This is a genomic window from Pseudomonas sp. ZS1P83 (assembly GCF_054897825.1).
Genome location: NZ_CM142706.1, coordinates 2,371,446 through 2,392,256, shown reverse-complemented (window position 1 = coordinate 2,392,256; position 20,811 = coordinate 2,371,446). Strand labels below are relative to the sequence as shown.

At 58.7% G+C, this 20,811-nt stretch carries 14 protein-coding genes; 10 read left to right on the top strand and 4 right to left on the bottom strand.

Annotated elements, in window-relative coordinates:
• Nucleotides 1–2: 2 nt before the first annotated feature.
• The 5 genes from ACYZT0_RS11565 (at nt 3) to ACYZT0_RS11545 (ending at nt 11,236) form a co-directional block, all read left to right on the top strand.
• Nucleotides 3–1,367, top strand: a complete 1,365-nt coding sequence (locus tag ACYZT0_RS11565) for a TolC family outer membrane protein (protein ID WP_462045934.1) — start codon at nt 3–5, stop codon at nt 1,365–1,367.
• 73 nt (nt 1,368–1,440) lie between these two features.
• Nucleotides 1,441–4,404, top strand: a complete 2,964-nt coding sequence (gene eprS / locus ACYZT0_RS11560) for an autotransporter serine peptidase EprS (RefSeq protein WP_462045933.1) — start codon at nt 1,441–1,443, stop codon at nt 4,402–4,404.
• 122 nt (nt 4,405–4,526) lie between these two features.
• A complete protein-coding gene (locus tag ACYZT0_RS11555) occupies nt 4,527–7,574 on the top strand; it encodes an autotransporter domain-containing protein (protein WP_462045932.1) in 3,048 nt (1,015 codons plus the stop codon).
• 23 nt (nt 7,575–7,597) lie between these two features.
• Nucleotides 7,598–9,286: a polyurethane esterase gene (locus ACYZT0_RS11550; protein WP_462045931.1), complete on the top strand. Its 1,689-nt coding sequence runs from the start codon at nt 7,598–7,600 to the stop codon at nt 9,284–9,286.
• A gap of 96 nt (nt 9,287–9,382) precedes the next feature.
• Entirely contained in the window at nt 9,383–11,236 is a 1,854-nt protein-coding gene (locus ACYZT0_RS11545) for a polyurethane esterase (protein WP_462045930.1), read from the top strand.
• 53 nt (nt 11,237–11,289) lie between these two features.
• Here ACYZT0_RS11545 and ACYZT0_RS11540 read toward each other — a convergent pair whose 3' ends face one another.
• Nucleotides 11,290–11,514, bottom strand: a complete 225-nt coding sequence (locus tag ACYZT0_RS11540; protein ID WP_461963858.1) for a YgdI/YgdR family lipoprotein — start codon at nt 11,512–11,514, stop codon at nt 11,290–11,292.
• Nucleotides 11,515–11,721: 207 nt separating this feature from the next.
• Here ACYZT0_RS11540 and ACYZT0_RS11535 point away from each other — a divergent pair, with 207 nt between their 5' ends.
• The 4 genes from ACYZT0_RS11535 to ACYZT0_RS11520 all read left to right on the top strand — a co-directional run bounded on the left by ACYZT0_RS11535 (nt 11,722) and on the right by ACYZT0_RS11520 (nt 18,710).
• Entirely contained in the window at nt 11,722–13,389 is a 1,668-nt protein-coding gene (locus tag ACYZT0_RS11535) for a VRR-NUC domain-containing protein (RefSeq protein WP_462045929.1), read from the top strand.
• A complete protein-coding gene (locus ACYZT0_RS11530) occupies nt 13,386–15,665 on the top strand; it encodes an ATP-dependent DNA helicase (RefSeq protein WP_462045928.1) in 2,280 nt (759 codons plus the stop codon). Before ACYZT0_RS11535 ends, ACYZT0_RS11530 begins: the two co-directional genes overlap by 4 nt.
• Nucleotides 15,666–15,792: 127 nt before the next feature.
• Nucleotides 15,793–16,701: a zeta toxin family protein gene (locus tag ACYZT0_RS11525; protein ID WP_462045927.1), complete on the top strand. Its 909-nt coding sequence runs from the start codon at nt 15,793–15,795 to the stop codon at nt 16,699–16,701.
• 86 nt (nt 16,702–16,787) lie between these two features.
• Nucleotides 16,788–18,710, top strand: a complete 1,923-nt coding sequence (locus ACYZT0_RS11520; protein ID WP_462045926.1) for a hybrid sensor histidine kinase/response regulator — start codon at nt 16,788–16,790, stop codon at nt 18,708–18,710.
• A gap of 9 nt (nt 18,711–18,719) precedes the next feature.
• Here ACYZT0_RS11520 and ACYZT0_RS11515 read toward each other — a convergent pair whose 3' ends face one another.
• Nucleotides 18,720–18,965, bottom strand: a complete 246-nt coding sequence (locus tag ACYZT0_RS11515; protein ID WP_462045925.1) for a hypothetical protein — start codon at nt 18,963–18,965, stop codon at nt 18,720–18,722.
• A gap of 83 nt (nt 18,966–19,048) precedes the next feature.
• Here ACYZT0_RS11515 and ACYZT0_RS11510 point away from each other — a divergent pair, with 83 nt between their 5' ends.
• Nucleotides 19,049–19,585, top strand: coding sequence for a hypothetical protein (locus ACYZT0_RS11510; protein WP_462045924.1), 537 nt, complete (start codon nt 19,049–19,051; stop codon nt 19,583–19,585).
• 58 nt (nt 19,586–19,643) lie between these two features.
• Here the strand turns inward: ACYZT0_RS11510 and ACYZT0_RS11505 are convergent, their stop codons facing one another.
• Nucleotides 19,644–20,120 carry a hemerythrin domain-containing protein gene (locus ACYZT0_RS11505; protein ID WP_282378026.1) on the bottom strand — a complete coding sequence of 159 codons (477 nt, stop codon included), beginning with the start codon at nt 20,118–20,120 and terminating at the stop codon, nt 19,644–19,646.
• 255 nt (nt 20,121–20,375) lie between these two features.
• On the bottom strand, nt 20,376–20,672 hold the full coding sequence (locus ACYZT0_RS11500) for a hypothetical protein (protein WP_462046552.1): 297 nt from the start codon (nt 20,670–20,672) through the stop codon (nt 20,376–20,378).
• Nucleotides 20,673–20,811: the final 139 nt, after the last annotated feature.

The window sequence follows — 20,811 nt, the reverse complement described above, 5'->3', positions numbered from 1 at the left end:
GGATGTTCGGCTGTATGAATAAGCTTTCCATGCTCGCCTCGACCCTGGCGTTGCTGACCTGCAACAGTGTGCTGGCCATGGGGCCGTTCGGCGTCTACGAACAAGCATTGCGCAACGATCCGGTGTTTCTCGGCGCCATCAAAGAACGCGATGCAGGCCTCGAAAACCGCGCCATCGGCCGCGCCGGGCTGTTGCCGAAACTCGGTTACAACTACAACAAGGGCCGCAACACCTCGAAAGTGACGTACTTGAACGATCGCGGTCGCAGCCAGAGTGATGATCGTAACTACAGCAGTTACGGCTCGACGTTCACCCTGCAACAACCGTTGCTCGACTACGAGGCATACGCGGCGTATCGCAAAGGCGTGGCGCAGTCGCTGTTCGCCGATGAGAACTTTCGCGGTAAAAGCCAAGAGCTGCTGGTTCGGGTGCTGGAGAACTACACCAAAGCACTGTTCGCTCAGGATCAGATCGACATTGCCCTGGCCAAGAAAAAAGCCTTTGAGCAACAGTTCCAGCAGAACGAGCAAATGTTTCGTCAGGGCGAGGGCACGCGCACCGATATTCTTGAGGCCGAGTCGCGCTATGAGCTGGCCTCGGCCGAGGAAATCGAAGCCCGTGATGAGCAGGACGCGTCGTTACGAGAGCTGGGCGCGCTGATTGGCGTGCCGGCGATCAACATCGGCGACCTGGCGCCGCTGGACCAGAATTTCCAGACCTTCGCCCTGCAACCGGCCAATTACGACACCTGGCACGAGATCGCGGTGGCCAACAACCCGAACCTGGCCTCCCAGCGCCAGGCGCTGGAGGTGGCGCGCTACGAGGTTGAACGCAATCGCGCCGGGCACCTGCCCAAAGTCAGCGCTTACGCCTCCGTGCGGCAGAACGAGTCGGAAAGTGGCAACACCTACAACCAACGTTACGACACCAACACCATCGGCATCGAAGTCAACGTGCCGCTGTATGCCGGTGGCGGGGTCTCAGCCTCGACTCGCCAGGCCAGCCGCGCGATGGAGCAGGCCGAATACGAACTGGACGGTAAGACCCGGGAAACGTTGATCGAGCTTCGTCGGCAGTTCAGCGCCTGCCTGTCGGGCGTGAGCAAACTGCGGGCCTACCAGAAAGCCCTGGTCTCTGCCGAAGCGCTGGTGGTGTCGACCAGGCAAAGCATCCTTGGCGGTGAACGCGTCAACCTCGATGCGCTGAACGCCGAACAACAACTTTTTACCACCCGCCGGGACCTGGCCCAGACACGTTATGACTACTTGATGGCCTGGACCAAGTTGCATTACTACGCAGGGACGTTGAATGAGCAGGATTTGGCGAGGGTGGATGAGGCGTTTGGGCGGGGGCCAAGGACTCAATGATTTGAACATGTAGCAGGGAGATGTGTTGCTGCCCTTGATGGGGAACCAGAATTCTAAAAAAAAGCGAGAATTCATGAACACGGACGTACAGATCAAGTCGATTTCGGTCGGCACGTTACTGCTCTGGATTTCATTAGCGCCAGGTTCGGCCCAAGCGCTTTATCAGGAAACCGGCACCCTCGGCGATGCCGCCAGTTGGCGCACCGTAGAATTCCAGCGCGACTGGGGCCTTGCCCGCATGCAGGCCGATCAAGCCTATGCCGCCGGCATCACGGGCAAAGGCGTGAAAATCGGCGAGCTTGATTCTGGCTTCGATGCTTCCCATCCAGAATTCGCTACCGACCGTTACCACGCGGTGCTGGCAAGCGGCAGTTACGTCGATGGTTCGTCGTTCAACGTCGACGGCACGCTCAACCCCAACAACGATTCCCACGGCACGCATGTCGCCGGCACCATCGGTGCCTCGCGTGACGGCACTGGTATGCACGGCGTGGCCTACAACGCGCAGGTCTACGTCGGCAACACCAACAAGAACGATAGCTTCCTCTTCGGCCCCACTCCTGATCCACGCTACTTCAAAGCGGTCTATAACGCGTTGGCGGATGCCGGTGTGCGAGCGATCAACAACAGCTGGGGCAGCCAACCACCGGATGTCAGCTATCGGACCCTCGACGATCTGCATGCGGCCTACGCCCAGCACTGGAACAAAGGCACCTGGCTCGACGAGGCAGCCGACGTTTCCCGACGCGGCGTGATCAACGTGTTCAGCGCCGGCAACAGCGGTTACCCCAACGCCAGCGTGCGTTCAGCCTTGCCGTATTTTGAGCCGGACCTGGAAGGCCACTGGCTGGCGGTGTCGGGGCTGGATCAAAGCAACCAGCAGAAGTACAACCAGTGCGGGATCGCCAAGTATTGGTGCATCACCACCCCTGGCGCGAAGATCGACAGCACCATTCCCGGCGCAGGCTATGCGATCAAGTCCGGCACCTCCATGTCCGCGCCGCATGCCACCGGTGCCTTGGCGCTGGTGATGGAACGCTATCCGTACATGAGCAACCAGCAGGTGCTGGAAACCCTGCTGACCACCGCTACCCAACTCGACGGTTCGATCACCGAGGCACCCAATACCCGCGTCGGTTGGGGTGTGGCCAACCTTGAACGGGCGATGGGCGGGCCGGGGCAATTACTCGGGCGTTTCGACGCCAATCTGGGGGCAGGGCAGAGCGATGTCTGGAGCAATGACATCTCGGACAAAGCGCTGATCCAGCGTCAGAGCGAAGACGCGGCGGAGCACAGTGCCTGGCAACAGACGTTGAGGGCCAAAGGTTGGGAGAGCGGTGTGCCGGTCGGTGCCAGCAAACAGGATCAGACCGACTATGCGGTGGGCATGGCACGCAATCTCGCAGCCATCACTCGGGTCTACGAAGGCAGTCTGATCAAGTCCGGTGCCGGACGTCTGATGCTGACCGGCGACAATACCTGGCGCGGGCCGACCACGGTGAATGGCGGTCTGCTGTTGGTCAACGGTTCGTTGGCATCAAAGGTGACCGTCAATGACAGCGGCACGCTGGGTGGTTCAGGACGAGTCGGCGCACTGACCGCCAACCGCGGCGCTACGGTTGCGCCCGGCAATTCCATTGGCACCTTGCAGGTCAGTGGCGATGTCGCCTTTGCGCCGGGTTCGACCTACGCAGTGGAGCTATCGCCGACCGAGGGTGACCGGATCATCGCGGGCGGCACGGCCACGGTCAGCGGCGCGACCGTCAGCCTGTCACTGGAAAGCAGCCCGACCTTGCTCAGCACTCAACAAGTGCAAAGTCTGCTCGGTCATCAGTACAACATCCTGCAAGCGGCCGGCGGAATTCAAGGTCAGTTCGGCGCCGTGCTGCCCAACTATCTGTTCATCGGTGGCAGCCTTGATTACGCCGCCACCGGCATCCAACTGAGTGTCGAACGCAACGACACGACCTTCGCCAGCGTCGGCCAAACGCCGAACCAGCGCTCCGTTGCTTCCGCCGTGGAAGGGCTTGGGGCGGGTAATCCGGTTTATGTAAGCCTGCTGCTGTCGCCCACTGCAACGTCCGCCCAACAGGCGTTTCAGCAGTTATCGGGGGAAATCTATCCGGCGCTAGGGTCCGTACTGATCAACGACAGTCGTTACCTGCGTGATGCCGTCGGTGAGCGACTGGTTGACGCCCAAGGTGCTCAAAGCAATGGCTGGATCAAGGCGCTGGGCGCCTGGGGCAAGACCGATGACCGCCATGACACCGCCGGTTACACCACGTCGATTGGCGGCTTGCTCGCCGGTGTCGACGGGTCGCTCGATGAGCAAACCCGGATCGGTCTGGTCACCGGTTATAGCGACAGTTCGGTGAGCATGGGCTCCGGCACGCATTCATCGGCCAAGGTCGACAGCTATCACCTGGGCGCTTATGCCGGCCGCGAGTCAGGTGCCTGGCGCCTGAGTGCCGGCGGTGCCTACAGCTGGCATCGGGCCGACGTCAAACGCGACTTGCAATACGGCGACGTCAGCGCCGAACAGAAAGCCAAGGTCGATGCCGGGACCACCCAAGTGTTCGGTGAAGCGGCGTATCGCCTGAACCTGCAACCTCTGGCACTCGATCCCTTCGCGAATCTGGCTTACGTGCACCTCGTCACCGAAGGTTTCACCGAGAAAGGTGACGCCGCCGCACTGAAAAGCAGTGGCGACACGCGTGACGCAGTGCTCAGCACGTTGGGCGTGCGCGCGTTGAAAACCGTGAACCTGTCCGGCCAGCAACAGCTGGACCTGAGCGGTAGCCTCGGCTGGCAGCACAACCTGAGCAACACCGATTCCAAAGAGCATCTGGCGTTTGCCAGCGGCAGTACAGCGTTTGCCGTGGAGAGTTTGCCCATGGTGCGTGACGCAGCGCTGGTGGGCGCCCATGCCAGCCTGGCCCTGAGCCGGGACATTCGCTTGAACCTCGATTACACCGGCCAACTGGCCAGCCGCGAGAAGAGCCATGGCGTCGGGCTCAGCCTCAATTGGCAGTTTTAACGCGAACCTAGCAGCTGGCGCAGGCTGCGCCAGCTGCTACAGGGATCGTGCTTCACAAATAAAAAAAATAGGTGCTTTCAAGGCCCAGGAATTTTGGCAACACAACTAAGGACGGTAGCTGGATGAATAACAAGTACAACAATCTTGCCTTGCTCTGCGCATTGGCCACCCTCGGTACCGCGCAAGCGGCGCCCTACGTGGAAAACGGTAGAGCGGGCGATCCCAACAGTTGGCGCAGCGCTGAATTCAATGCCGATTGGGGACTGGGAGCGGTCAACGCACAAGAGGCCTACGCCGCCGGTTACACCGGTAAAGGCGTGAAACTGGGGATCTTCGACCAACCGGTCTACGCCGCGCATCCGGAATTTTCCGGTCCCAACAAAGTGATCACTCTGGTCACCAGCGGCATCCGCGAATACACCGACCCGTACATCCCGGTCAAAGCCGGCGATGCGTTTCGTTATGACGGTTCGCCCTCGGTCGGCTCCGACGGCAAGCTCGGTGCCCACGGCACCCACGTTGGAGGGATCGCTGCCGGCAGTCGAGATGGCGGCCCGATGCATGGCGTGGCATTCGGTGCGCAGATCATCAGTGCGGATAACGGAGATCCGGGCCCGGAGGACGGCATTATTCGCGGCAACGACGGAGCGGTCTACAAGGCCGGTTGGGATGCCTTGATCGCCAGCGGCACGCGGATCATCAACAACAGCTGGGGCATCGGCATCACCGATCGCTTCGACCTCGGAGGACGCAACCCGGCGTACCCGCATTTCACCGTGCAAGACGCGCAATTGCAGTTCAACGAGATCCGTCCGTTACTCGGGACCAAACCGGGCGGAGCCTACGACGGCGCCATCGCGGCGGCTCGCAGCGGTATCGTGACGATCTTCGCGGCCGGCAACGACTACAACCTCAACAACCCGGACGCCATCGCGGGCCTGGGTTATTTCGTCCCGGACATCGCGCCGAACTGGGTCACCGTGGCGGCCTTGCAAAAGAACCCGGACCTCAACAGCCCGGACCTCTACAACATCAGCACCTTCTCTTCACGCTGCGGCTACACCGCAAGCTTTTGCGTGTCTGCACCGGGCAGCAAGATCTACAGCTCGATCATCAGCGGTACCAACGCCGGCAACCTGACCACCGGCTACGCCAACTACAACGGCACCTCGATGGCGGCGCCGCATGTCGCCGGTTCCATGGCAGTGCTGATGGAGCGCTTCCCGTACATGACCGGCGCCCAGGTCGCCAGCGTGTTGCGCACCACAGCCACCGACCTCGGTGCGTCGGGTGTCGATTCGCTGTATGGCTGGGGCATGATCAACCTGCGCAAAGGCATCGATGGCCCGGCGATGTTCGTCACCGAGCAGGACATTCCCGACGAATTCCGCATTCAGGGGGCCTACGGTTCGAGTCAGTTTGTCGCGGATTTGCCAGGCATCGGCGCGATCATCGACGCGGGCAAACCGACCGAACGCGTCTGCAATGACGTGCACTGCGGCCTCGACACGTGGCGCAACGACATTTCCGGGCACGGCGGTTTGACCAAGCAAGGCATCGGCACGCTGGTCATGACTGGCGCCAACACCTACACCGGCCCGACGCTGGTCAATCAGGGCCGCCTGGCTATCAACGGTTCGCTCGCATCAGCCGTCACGGTCAATGACAGCGGCATCCTCGGGGGTAACGGTCGCATCAGTGCGCTGACCGCCAAAAGCGGCGGCACCGTGGCGCCGGGCAATTCCATCGGCACCTTGCAGGTGGCGGGCGACGTAACCTTCGAGCGCGGCTCGACCTATGCCGTGGAATTGTCGCCCACCCGCAGCGACCAGATCGTGGCGGGCGGTAAAGCCGTGATCGACGGCGCTACCGTCAGCCTGTCCCTGGAAAACAGCCCGACCTTGCTGACCACCAGCGAAGTAAAATCCCTGCTCGGCAATCAATACAACATTCTGCAAGCGGCCGGCGGGATCGAAGGGCGTTTCGGCGCGGTGCTACCGGATTACCTGTTCATCGGAGGCACACTCGACTACTCGGCCAATGGCATCCAACTGGCGGTAGAGCGCAACGCAACGTCCTTCACCAGCGTCGGCCAAACCCCGAATCAACGCGCTGTCGCCGCCGCCGCCGAGCAATTGGGCGCCGGCAATCCACTCTATGAAACCTTGCTGTTGTCGCCGACCGCCGCCGTCGCGCAACAAGCCTTCCAGCAGCTCTCCGGTGAGATTCACCCGGCAATCGGCACGCTTCTGATCAACGACAGCCGCTACCTGCGCGATGCAGTCGGCGAACGCCTGCGTGAGCGTGATCTGTTCGATGCCGCGGCACCGACCGATGACCGTAGCAACGCCTGGGTCAAAGTCCTCGGCGCCTGGGGCAAGAGCGATGGCGGGCATGACAACGCCAGTTCCAACAGCTCCATTGGCGGCTTGCTGGCCGGTGTCGACGGTCTGATCACTGAAGATACGCGGCTGGGTTTCGTGACCGGTTACAGCGACAGTTCGTTGAGCATGGGCGACGGCACGCATTCGTCAGCCTCCGTCGACAGTTACCACTTGGGCGCCTATCTGGGCCATGAAATCGATGCGCTTCGTCTGAGCGTCGGCGGCGCATACAGCTGGCATCGCATCGACGTGAAGCGTGATCTGCAATTCGGCGACGTCAGCGGTAAACAGAAATCCAAACGCGACGCGACAACCGCACAACTGTTCACCGAAGCGGCGTATCGCCTGGATCTGCAACCGCTGGCACTAGAACCGTTCGCCAATCTGGCCTACGTGCACCTCAACAGCGACAGCTTCACCGAGAAGGGTGATGCCGCGGCACTCAAGGGTGGCGAAGACACCCGCGACGCCGTGCTCTCGACCCTCGGTGTACGGGCGAGCAAATCGGTTGCCCTGTCGGACAAGCAGCAACTGGAACTGTCCGGCACCCTGGGCTGGCAGCACAACCTGAGCAACACCCGTTCCGAAGATCACCTGGCCTTCGCAAACGGCAACACCGGGTTCAGCGTGCAGAGCGTTTCCATGGATCGCAACGCCGCCGTTGTGGGCGCGCGCGCCGGTCTGGCGGTAGCGCAGGATGTGCGGGTGAGCCTGGATTACAACGGACTGCTGGGCTCCAACGAGAAAGACCATGGTGTGGGTCTGACGCTCGACTGGCAGTTTTGATTTAACGCAAAGGAAGCAAGCATATGGGACTTTTTGACTACAAAAATGCCGACGGCAAGGCGTTGTACTCCGATGCCATCGCGCTGACGCTGTATGCGTACACGCCAACGGGGCAGCCGCTGCCGGCGACCGGATGGGCGCCGATTGGCGCTACGCAGTTGGGTTATCAGGGCAAGGTCGGTGCTCTGGGCACCTTCTATGGTGAGAAGGATGGCTTCACCAGCGCCGAAGCCGAAGTACTCGGCAAGTACGACGCCGCGGGCAAGCTGATCGGTATCGGCATTGCCTTGCGTGGCACCGGAGGCCTGGGTTACAGCGACACCTTCGGCGACATGAAAAACAATTTGCTGGCCGCCGTCGGCCCGGTGGATTACGCGACGAACTATACGAAAAACGCCTTCGACACCTTGCTCAAGGACGTCGCCGCGTTTGCGATTGCCCATGACCTGAGCGCCAGAGACGTAATGGTCAGTGGTCATAGCCTGGGCGGGCTGGGGGTCAACAGCCTCGCGCAATTGAGCGGCAGCAACTGGGGCGGCTTCTTCAAGGACGCCAACTACATCGCCTTCGCCTCACCGACCCAGAGCGCCACCGGCAACAATGTGTTGAACATCGGCTACGAGAACGACCCGGTGTTTCGGGCACTCGACGGCACCACGTTCAGCAGCGGTTCTCTGGGCAAACACGATGGTCATCAGGACTCGGCGACCAACAACATCGTCAACTTCAACGACCAGTACGCGTCCACCTCGCAGAACCTGGTGCCGTTCAGCATCCTCAACCCGCTGAACTGGTCGGCTCACGGCTCGCTGGGTTATGCCGGCGGTTTGAATCGGGTGATCGACTCGCGTTTCTACGACCTCACCGACAAGGACTCGACGCTGATCGTGTCCAACCTGACGGAATCGTCCCGAGGCAAGACCTGGGTCGAGGACCTTGGTCGCAGCGGCGAACCCCACACCGGCAGCACCTTCATCATCGGCACGGACAGTAACGACCTGCTCAAGGGCGGTGCCGGCAATGACTTCATCGAAGGCCGCGACGGCAACGACCGGTTCCGCGATGACGGCGGCTTCAACATCCTGCTGGGCGGCAAGGGCAGCAACACCTTGGAATTGCAGAAGCCGTTGCAGAACGTCAGCTTAGCCAACGATGGCGACGGCACGCTGTACGTGCGTGATGCCTACGATGGCATCAGCATGACGCGCGACATCGGCGCGCTGGTCAGCAAGGAGTCGGGCTCATGGTGGGGGAGCAAGGAGGTGACTTACAGCGTCACCGCCAACGGTTTGCTCAACGGCAGCGAACTGATCCACTACAACCACTCGCTCAACGGTGACGCCTACAGCAACACCCTGGCAGCCAGCGTCGACGGCGACTGGTTGTTCGGCAATGCCGGCGACGACCTGCTGCGCAGCGACAAAAGCCACGTGACCTTCGTCGGTGGCGCGGGCAATGACGTGATGCAGGCCTCGGGTGGCAACAACACGTTCCTGTTCAGCGGCGCCTTTGGTTTCGACGCGATCAATGGCTACCAGGGCAATGACAAACTGGTGTTCATGGGCGTCCAGGGCGCGGGGCAGGGTTATGACTACCAGCAACACGCTTCGCAGTCGGGCCATGACACGGTGCTGAAGGTGGGTGACTTCGCCGTGACTCTGGTGGGGGTGGGACTGGATAACCTGTCGGCTTCAGGCATTACGTTTGCCTAAAGGCTGCCGGCACTAAATGCTCCGGGGCGCCTCGTTATCGGGCGTCCTGGTTGTGAGCTATCTCTGACAATTCCAACAAATAGAGAGGCAATACCCATGGGTGTGTACGACTACAAAAACTTTGGCACAGCAGATTCCAAAGCGTTATTTACCGACGCGATGGCAATCACGCTGTATTCCTATCACAACCTCGATAACGGCTTTGCCACCGGCTATCAGCACAATGGCTTCGGCCTTGGCTTGCCGGCGACATTGGTCACCGCGCTGCTTGGCGGCACCGATTCCCAAGGTGTGATACCCGGCGTTCCCTGGAATCCCGATTCGGAAAAAGCCGCGCTGGACGCGCTGCAGAAAGCCGGCTGGACGCCAATCACGGCCTCGCAACTAGGCTATGACGGCAAGGTCGACGCACGCGGAACGTTCTTCGGCGAAAAGGAAGGCTACACCAGCGCTCAGGTGGAAATCCTCGGCAAGTACGACGCGCAGGGTCATCTCAGCGAAATCGGTATCGCCTTTCGCGGCACCAGCGGCCCCCGGGAAACCCTGGTCAGTGATTCAATCGCAGACGTGATCAACGATCTGATGGCGGCGTTGGGGCCGAAGGATTACGCCAAGAACTACGTCGGCGAAGCCTTCGGCGACCTGCTCAGTGACGTTGCGGCATTTGCCCGGGCCAATGGCCTGTCGGGCAAGGACGTGCTGGTCAGCGGCCATAGCCTCGGTGGGTTGGCGGTCAATAGCCTGGCGGATCTGAGCAACGACAAATGGGCCGGCTTCTATCAGGATTCCAACTACATCGCCTACGCCTCGCCGACCCAAAGCAGCACGGACAAAGTGCTCAACGTCGGTTACGAAAACGACCCGGTGTTCCGCGCCCTCGACGGCTCGTCGTTCAACCTGTCGTCGGTGGGCGTACACGACGCCGCCAAAGACTCGGCGACCGATAACATCGTCAGCTTCAACGATCACTACGCCTCGACGGCTTGGAACGTGCTGCCGTTCTCGATCCTCAACATTGCGACCTGGATCTCGCACTTGCCCACTGCCTATGGCGACGGCATGAACCGGGTGATCGAGTCGGCGTTCTATGAGCTCACCAGCAAAGACTCGACGATCATCGTTGCCAACCTGTCGGACCCCGCGCGCAGCAACACCTGGGTCCAGGATCTGAACCGCAACGCCGACACCCATAAGGGCAGCACCTTTATTATCGGCAGCGACGGCAACGATCTGATCCAGGGTGGCAAGGGCAACGACTACCTGGAAGGCCGCGATGGCAACGACACCTTCCGCGACGGTGGTGGCTACAATATTCTGTTGGGCGGCAAGGGCAACAACGTGCTGGACTTGCAACAGTCGGTGAAAAACGTCGACTTCGCCAATGACGGTGCCGGCAATCTGTACATCCGCGACGCCAAGGGTGGCATCAGTATTACCCGCGACATCGGCAGCCTCGTGACCAAGGAACCGGGGTTCCTATGGGGGCTGCTCAAGGATGACGTAACCCACAGCGTCACTGCCGAGGGCCTTAAGACGGGCAACAACCTGACTCAGTACGCTTCAACGGTGAAGGGTGGCGCTGGCGTCGATACGCTCAAGGCTCACGCCGGCGGCGACTGGTTGATGGGGCTGGGCGGCAACGATCATTTGATCGGCGGCAAGGGTAACGACGTGTTTATCGGTGGGGTGGGAAATGACCTTCTGGAGTCGGGAGGCGGGATCGATACCTTTTTGTTTAGCGGCGCGTTTGGTCAGGACCGGGTGGTTGGCTACCAGGCCAGCGACAAACTGGTGTTTCTCGGGGTTCAAGGGGTAACGCCAAACGACGACTATCGGGCGCATGCCGCGGCGGTGGGGCACGACACGGTGCTGACGTTTGGGGGGGATTCAGTGACATTGGTCGGGGTGGGATTGGATAGTTTGTCGGGTGCGGGGATTGTTATGGCCTGAGTGTGATGTGACGCTTCATCGCGAGCGAGCTCGCGATGAACGATACGCGCAATTCAGTCTTCCTGCCGAATCGTGGTCACTTCATCGGCCTTGACCTTCACTTTTGCCCCGGAAATATCTTCGAACTCAAAGAAGCCATCCTTGGTCTTGGTTTTCGGTATGTCCTTGGTCAAATACTGGGTGCCGTTCTGCAGCGTCACTACCGTTGGCGTCGAGCAACCCGCCAGGGCCAGGAAGGCCGCTACCGCCAGGGGCAAGCCCAGAGTCTTGATATTCATAACCACCTCTCATACTTCAAAAAAACAGCGCGACTGTCGCGAATGAAATCAATCGTCACTGTACCTCTAACGCGGTTGGTGCGATGGATCGGCAGAAAGTTCATAGACACCCAAAAAATTACCGAATAGCGCCGCCGCTTATCCTTTTCCGTTTGCACCGGGCAGGGCGTAGCTGGTATCTGTACGCATAACCAGTACTCGCTCGCCATGGCCTTTTTTCCTGTGACTGCAAATCCTCTCGACGATCCGTTCTACTACTTGAACAACTTCATGCAAGTGCTTGATTGGCTTGAACATCGCTATGCCGATGTGTTGAGTGTCGAAGAGCAACACTTCATCCGCGGGTTCATTCGGCTGCCCCGTGAGTCCAGGGCGCTGTTGGTCAGGATGGTGATGCGCAAGGGGAATCACTTCAGGGCGAGCAAGCTGCACTACCTCGAAATCGGCGACACCGCCAATGCCGCCGGCCCATTGCTGGCGCTGGGCTGGATCGATGAGCAATGGCCGCTGTCGATCGATGCGCTGTTCGAGGTGTTGCTCAAGGCAGAAATTCTCCAGTGTTTTGGCACCATCATCGATCAGCCCAAGGAAAAAAAGACCGATTGGCTGCCGGTACTGAGCGAGCGGTTTCCCCAGGCTCAAAGCTTCGGCCAGTGGTGCCCGTCGCTGGATGACCGATTGTTCAGCCTGACCATCATGGGCCTGTGCGACCGGCTGCGTTTGATGTTTTTCGGCAATCTTTACCAGGATTGGTCCGAGTTCGTGCTGGCTGACTTGGGCATCTTTACCTATGAAAAAGTCGAGTTCTGCGCCGATTCCCGAGGCCTGCGCAGCCGTGACGACGTGGATGCCTGCCTCTTCCTTCATGAGTGTCAGCAGCATTTCGAGGCCGGCGAAGCAGTGGAAGGCATTGTCGAGCAGATCAACGCACTGGCGCTGAGCAATCCCTGGCTGCAACGACGTCGCGGCAAATTGTTATTCCAGATAGGTCAGCACTGCGAGCGCATGGCGGATTTCTCTACCGCACTGACGATCTACCGCGAGTGTGCCTATCCCGGCGCGCGATTGCGGTTGATTCGCGTGTTGGAGCGCTGCGGTGAATACCAGTTGGCCATGGACCTGGCCGTCGCGGTGGAGCAAACGCCGGAAAGCGCCGCCGAGCAGCAACAATTGCTGCGTGTGCTACCCAGGCTGCGGCGCAAGCTTGGCGGGCCGGCGATGAAGCGCGTATCCCCACGGGAGATGCTGCGCCTGGACCTGCAACTGCCCAGGACCGACCTGGCGTTGTCAGTGGAGTATTACGTTCAGGCGCATTTGGCGGAAGATTCGGCACCGGTGCATTACGTCGAGAACAGCCTGGTCAACTCGCTGTTCGGTCTGCTGTGCTGGCCGGCGATCTTCGCACCGTTACCGGGGGCGTTTTTCCACCCGTTCCAGCGTGGGCCGGTGGATCTGCTCAATGAAGACTTTCACGCGCGCCGTGCGGAGCTGTTCCAGGACTGCCTGTCTGAACTTGATGACGGGCGTTACCTCCAGACGATTCGTGAACGCTATGCCAACAAGTGGGGCGTGCAGTCACCCTTCGTGTTCTGGGGTGTGCTGAGCGAAGAATTGCTGGATCAGGCACTCGATTGCCTGCCGGCCGAACACCTCAAGCACTGGTTCAATCGACTGCTGTTGGACATCAAGGCCAATCGCGCCGGGATGCCGGACCTGATCCAGTTCTGGCCGCAGGACAAAACCTACCGGATGATCGAAGTCAAAGGGCCCGGTGATCGCCTGCAAGACAATCAATTGCGCTGGCTCGAATTCTGCCATGAACACCAGATGCCGATTGCCGTCTGTTACGTGCAATGGGCGGAGCAAAGCGTGTGAGCTACAGCATCGCGGTGCGGGCGCTGTGTGAGTTCACCGCCAAGGTCGGAGACCTCGATCTGCGTTTTACGCCCTCGCCGACGGCGCTGGAAGGGATTGTCGGCCACCGTACGGTGGCGTCTCGGCGTAACGAGGGCTACCAGAGTGAAGTCGTGCTTGAAGGCTTGTATCAAACGTTGAAGGTGAAGGGCCGGGCCGACGGCTACGACTCCGTGCAAAATTGCCTGGAAGAAGTCAAAACCTATCGCGGCGACTTGAGCAAGCAACCCGCCAATCATCGTCAGCTGCACTGGGCGCAGGCGAAGATTTACGGCTGGTTGATGTGTCAGAAACTGGAGTTGGCGCAGATCAATCTGGCCCTGGTGTACTTCGACATCGCCAGTGAGAAGGAAACCTGCCTGGTCGAGGCGTTCAACGCCGCGGAACTGGGGCTGTTCTTCGAAGAACATTGCGCCTTGTTCCTGCACTGGGCCGAACAGGAAATGGCTCATCGCGCAGGGCGTAATCAGGCCGCGCAACACCTGGCGTTTCCCCATGCCGACTTTAGACCCGGGCAACGTCATCTGGCGGAATCGGTGTTCAAAGCCGTCAGCACCGGTCGTTGCTTGATGGCCCAGGCGCCCACGGGGATCGGCAAGACGGTCGGCACGCTGTTCCCGATGCTCAAGGCCCTGGCGCCTCAGCAACTGGACAAGGTGTTCTTCCTCACGGCGAAAACCCCGGGGCGCAAACTGGCGCTGGACGCCGCGCAGGTGATCCTTGAGAGCGCCGACGCGCCGCCCTTGCGGGTGCTCGAAATGATTGCCCGGGACAAGGCCTGCGAGCATCCGGACAAAGCCTGTCACGGCGAATCCTGCCCGCTGGCCCAAGGGTTTTATGATCGCTTGCCCGCCGCTCGCCAAGCGGCCAGCAAACTGAGCCTGTTGAACCAGAGTGCACTGCGTCAGGTTGCCCTGGAACACGACGTCTGTCCCTATTACCTGAGCCAGGAAATGGCCCGCTGGGCAGACGTGGTGGTCGCCGACTACAACTACTATTTCGATTTTAGCGCGCTGCTGTTCGGGCTGGCCCAGGCCAATAACTGGAAAGTCGCAGTGCTGGTGGACGAAGCCCACAACCTGGTAGAACGCGGCCGGCAGATGTACAGCGCGAGCCTCGACCAATCCACCCTCAACGGTGTACGAAAAACCGCGCCTGAGGCGTTGAAAAAACCCTTGCAGCGGGTCAGCCGTGAGTGGAATGCCTTGCATAACCTGCAACTCGGCGCCTATCAGGCCTATGACAAGGCTCCGGAAAAACTGCTCCAGGCGTTGTCGTCGTGCAATGCGAGCATCGGCGATTATCTGAACGATCATCCTCAAGGCCTGGACGGGGCGTTACAGAACTTCTATTTCGACATGTTGCAATTTTGCCGTGTGGCCGAACTCTTCGATGAACAGTTCCTGTTCGACATCAGCAAGCGCGACCTCGCCCGCAAGTGCACCCTGTCGCAGCTGTGCCTGCGCAACGTGGTGCCCGCCGGTTTCATCCGACCGCGCTTGACGGCTGCACGCAGCACCGTGCTGTTTTCGGCGACGCTGAGCCCTCGCCACTACTACGCCGATCTGCTGGGTACGCCAGCAAACACGGTGTGGATAGATGTCGAATCGCCGTTTCATGCCGACCAGCTGCAAGTGCACATCGTCAGTCAGATCTCTACGCGGTTCGTCCATCGCCAGTCATCTCTCGCGCCGATCGTCGAGCTGATTGCCCGGCAATTCAGACAATGTCCCGGCAACTACCTGGCGTTTTTCAGCAGCTTCGATTATTTGCAGCAAGTGGCGCAGATGCTGGCCGAGAGGCATCCCGACATCAATCTGTGGTCGCAGTCCCGGGGCATGGGGGAAGGGCAGCGTCAGGACTTTCTCGATCAGTTCACCGCCGACAGTCAGGGCGTTGGTTTTGCGGTGCTGGGTGGGGCTTTCGGCGAAGGCATCGACTTGCCCGGTGCGCGCCTGATCGGTGCGTTCATTGCCACCCTTGGGCTGGCGCAACTCAACCCGGTTAACGAGCAGTTGAAACAGCGCATGGCGGCGATTTTCGGCGCCGGTTATGACTACACCTACCTGTTTCCCGGTGTGCAGAAAGTGGTGCAGGCGGCGGGGAGGGTGATCCGCACTCAGCAAGATCAAGGGGTGGTGATGTTGATCGATGACCGGTTTGGCGATAGCAAGGTCAAGCAGTTACTGCCGCGTTGGTGGTCGATTGCCCCGAAGTTTTTTCACTCGATCGAGTAGGATTTTTTACTTTAAAAACATCGACATATCTTGAAAGACACGCCTATTTGAACAAACAGCGAATGCCCGCTTTATTCAAAGGGCGAGTCATCACTTTCAAACCAACCTTTGATAAGGAAATCAAGGTATGTCAGCAGCACCGAAATACACGTACACCCCTGAGCAGGTCATCGCAGTGTTCGATGAAATAAAAGCGAGGCTATTCTGCGGCATCACGGTCGAGGCAATTCCAAAAATGCTGGTCGTCGCCGGGCTGCAAGGTTCAGGCAAAACCTATCTGCTGGAAAAGAACCTGCTGCCTTCAAAACACTACGACAACTATATTCGTCTGTACCTGCCCGACTACCGCAAAAAACACCCCCAATACCCAGAGATGATCAAACTCGGCGTCTTGCATGCGTATGAGCATACCGAGGCATTCGTCCGAGAAGTCAGCGCGAAAATCTTTACGCAGGCCTTTACCGGCAAATACAACATCATCATGGAATGTGCGTTCGACAGTATCGATTTCGCGGCTTTTCCACCGATGGCAACAGCCCAGGGTTATCAGTTCGAGACCCACATCGTTGGCTGCACTCAAGAGTTTGCTCATGTGTCGAGCATTAAACGAGCACTCAAAAGCCTTGGAAATCAGGAAATGGAAAGGTTTCTCACGGTGTCGAAGCTGAATACCAGCATGGGTTACGCACAAGCGATCATCCTGGCTTTCGAGACGGCTGCAAAGGCAGTCAGCGGTTCGCAAATCACTGTGTACGAACGTGGGTTCGGTGTGTTGAACGAGCGGACGGTGCGTGCTCAGAGCACCTACACCAAAGCTGCCGACGGCTTGGTGACTACAACGACGACGATGAGGCCTTTTGAGTACATTGTTTACTCGCGCATTACGGATAACCACGTTTTTGCGGTGAACGGCCACTACGAAATCGTCAAAGAGTGCCATCTGGCATTGCTCAAGGCCGGGACGCATGCCTCCCATGTCCCAGCCTTTGTCTACAACGACCTGTACACCTACATCGCCAAATACGTGCTCCGATAACACTTTTCGTCGAGAGGTGCTTTTGGGCTTTCCAAAATCCCGGTTTGTCGCATACTCCAGAAAAACAACAGTGACGGGAGGGATCAATGAGCGAGGATCGGGCCAAAGCCAGCGCCATTGAGGACAGTCGTTTTCGCCTGTTGATCGATGCTGTGATTGATTACGCGATCTACATGATTGATCCCGATGGAATCATCACCAGTTGGAACTCCGGCGCCAAGCGTTTCAAGGGGTATGAGGAGGCCGAGATTCTCGGCCAGCACTTCTCGCGCTTCTATACCGAAGAGGACCGCCGTGCCGGTTTACCCCAGCGAGCACTGGACACGGCGATCAGGGAGGGACGTTTTGAGGGGGAAGGCTGGCGGGTTCGCAAGGACGGCACGCATTTCTGGTGCCATGTGGTTATCGATCCGATTATCGACCCCTCGGGGAGGTTGCTGGGATTTGCCAAGATCACCCGGGACCTGACCGACCGAAAGATGGCTGAAGAAACCCTCAAGCAAAGCGAGCAACAATTCCGGCTACTGGTTCAAAGCGTCACTGACTACGCCATCTATATGCTCACCCCGGAGGGCCGCCTGGCCAACTGGAACCCCGGGGCTCAGCGCATCAAGGGCTACTTGCCTGAAGAAGTCATCGGCCAGCATTTTTCGATGTTTTACACCCCGGAGGACCGTGAGGCCGGCGAACCTCAACGGACTCTGGACATTGCAATCCGTGAGGGGCGATTCGAAAACAAAGCCTGGCGCGTGCGCAAGGACGGTACGCGGTTTCTGGCACATGTCGTGGTCGATCCAATCTGGGGCGACACCGGCACGCTACTCGGTTTTGCCAAGATTACCCGTGATATCACCGAAGTCACACAAGCCCAGCAGGCCCTGGAGCAAACCCGCGAAGCGCTGTTTCAGGTGCAGAAGATGCAGGTCATCGGTCAACTCAGTGGCGGTATTGCCCACGATTTCAACAACCTGCTGACCGTCATCCTTGGCAATCTGGAAATCATCCGCAAACGCGTCGGGGACGATTTGAGAATTACCCGATTGGTGGACAACGCCACTCAAGGTGCCTTGCGTGGTGTAACGCTGACTCAGCGGATGCTGGCGTTTGCCAGACGCCAGGAGCTCAAAGCCGAACCCGTCGAGCTCCCGGCGCTGGTGCAAGGGATCACAGGACTATTGCGCAGCTCCCTCGGACCTTCCGTGGTACTCGAAACGCGTTTTTCGCCAGCGCTCGAACCAGTTCTGGCCGACGTCAACCAGCTCGAACTGGCGATACTGAACCTGGTGACCAACGCCCGCGATGCAATGCCTCATGGCGGAAAAATCGTGATCAGTGCCCAGACAGATGCTGTTCCGGACAAGGCGCAGCTTTCCCTGGCGCCCGGTAGTTATGTCTGCCTGAGCATCACCGATACCGGTGAGGGAATGGATGACGCCACGCTGGGGTCCGCGATGGACCCTTTTTTCACCACAAAAGGCGTTGGCAAAGGCACTGGCCTGGGGCTGTCGATGGTTCATGGATTTATCGAGCAACTTGGCGGTCGATTTGTTCTCAAGAGTCAGAAAGACAAAGGCACAACCGCTGAACTGTGGATACCCGTCGCCACCGCTGGTTCAATCGCCAAATTTGTTGCCGAGGAGCAAGTTGCGCCGCCCGTGCCCCGTCTGTGCGTGTTAGTGGTGGATGACGACAGCCTGGTTTTGACGAGTACCTGCCTGTTGCTCGAGGACCTGGGGCATCGAGTGATCAGTGCAGCGTCCGGTGCACAGGCGTTGGCAATGTTCGACAGCGAACAAGCGATTGATCTGGTTATCACGGACATGGCCATGCCGAAGATGAATGGCGCGCAACTGGCGCAGGCTATCCGGGTCATAAAGCCGAGCCTGCCGATCATTCTTGCCACCGGTTACGCCGAGCGGCTGGAAGGTTTCGCAACCAGGCTTCCGCGCCTGTCCAAACCCTTTACCCAACTCAATCTAGTGGAAATCATCGCCTTGACCATGAAATGACAAGCGAGCTCAACGTTCGGCTGCGGATCCCGCGTTCTTCTTGAAACCACGCAAGTTCATGGCGCACAGGCAAAACTGCAACACGATCAGTGCATAGGCCTGGGTGTGGTAACCCCATATCACCCACAAAACATTGCTGACAATAAAACAGACGAAGCCCGAGACTCTGCGCCTGGGGCTTTGCGAACCGATCAACCACGCCGCCAGCACTGTGACCAGCATCGCTGGCCATTGCACCCAATCGAGATAGTTCATTGCGGACCCCCTGTCTGTCATTCCAGCTGAACTTTGTCGGGAGGCGTTTTTTCTAAACGTTTTCCATCCCGTGCGTGACTCTTGTGCCAAGAATACTGACCGATACCCCAGCTGAAAAAAACCTGACCGAACACAACGCCAAGATGTTCGGTTCACCCAAGGAACGCCTGGATTTCTACCGCCGGGAAATCCAGTATGAAACCAGCATTCTGGCCAATCGCACCGACGCCTACCTGGCGGCGCAATCGTTTTTGGTAATTGCCTTCGCGTCCTGCATGTCCAACCTCAACCCCGAGTGGGGAAAACTCTTCACGCTGGTGGTGCCGCCCTTTTTGGCACTGTTGGGACTGCTCAGTTCGCTCAACGCCTGGCCGGGGATTCGCGCGGCGTACGACATTATTGATCACTGGCATTTCAAGCAGAGTGAGTTGCTGCGCAGTGAACCCTTGATGGGGCTTGCTTACGATGATTCGCCGCTGTTCAGTGAGATGGAATCGTCCCATAAGGGATATCGCAAGTCGTTATTATTTTCTATACGTACGCCGTGGATTTTCGCCACGTTCTGGGTGCTGCTGGGCAGCTACGCATTTTACATCCAGGTGACCAACCCCGGAGCGTGAATCGAACAACCAAAAAGGCCCGGCATATGCCGGGCCTTTTGCTGTCCCGCCATCTGCATCAAGCCGCCAGATTGGCAGCACTCATTTCTTTCTTGTACTGGGCTTTCAAACTTTCCATTTGCGCGCCCAATTCTTCCAGGGTGGCTTTACCCAGCAGTTTTTTGGCCTGAGGAAACATTTCCGTTTCCTCTTCTTCGATATGGTGTTCCAGCAGTTCCTTGACCACTTTCACGCGACCGGCGAATTCCGGGGTGGACGGGTCGGTGACTTTCAGGTCTGGTAGCACCAGCGAATCAACGGTGCGATGTTCTTCCTTGGCTTCGTAATACATGATGTCCTGCTCCTTACCCCCGGCTTTCTTGTACGCCGGGTACAAGACTTCTTCTTCGAGACGGGTGTGAATGGCGATCTCCATTTCGAGCTTGGCCAGCAACTCGCTGCGCTTTTTCACACCACGTTCAGTGGATTCGCTTAATTGGGTCAGGATGCCTTTTACACGTTCATGGTCGGCTTTCAACAGGTCTATGGCGTTCATGGTCGAGTCTCTCCAACGAGTCAGGGGGTGAGCGCGAACGGTCTCAAGGCCGAAAGTCGCTCATAGTCCTTGAGCATTTGTCGTGCCGATTTTCCGGTGCGATAACTTTCTTATAAAACAATAGCTTGAAGTGACTAATGGCAATCTGCGGTCATGCAGCCTGCATGAGTCTGGACATTGACTCATGCAGTTCGCGGTGGAGCATTGATGTCCCGGACAATAAAAAGCCCGGCGACTGTGCCGGGCTTTTCAGGTTCATGTTCTGGGTTCGAGCGGCGTGTGCAAACGATGAGCGTTTTGCGTAGACAGCGAGACAGGAGGGAAATCTTCGTTGAGCACCCGCAAGTGCTCGATTGCATCCTGGAACGTCAAGTCGGCCTTCCTGCGCATGGCCTGATAGCGATCAAACAGCTCCACGTCCATGTCACTGCCCTCGAGTAATGTAAAAGCGCTGCGGCTCAGCGCCTGGGCCTCTTCAAACATTTGACGATTCCGTTCCAGAGCGAAGGCCCGGCAGGCTTTGATTTCATCGGAGGTGGAATAGTGAATCATGACCAGCACCTATTTTTCTCGAGGTCTCTTTTCATAGGCATCGACGCCACAGGGAAACCGAACCTGGCAAGTCCGCCATGCAAAAGCCGGGCGGCATTAAGGTTGTGACTTATGGGATCACAAAAGGATTTCAAATTTA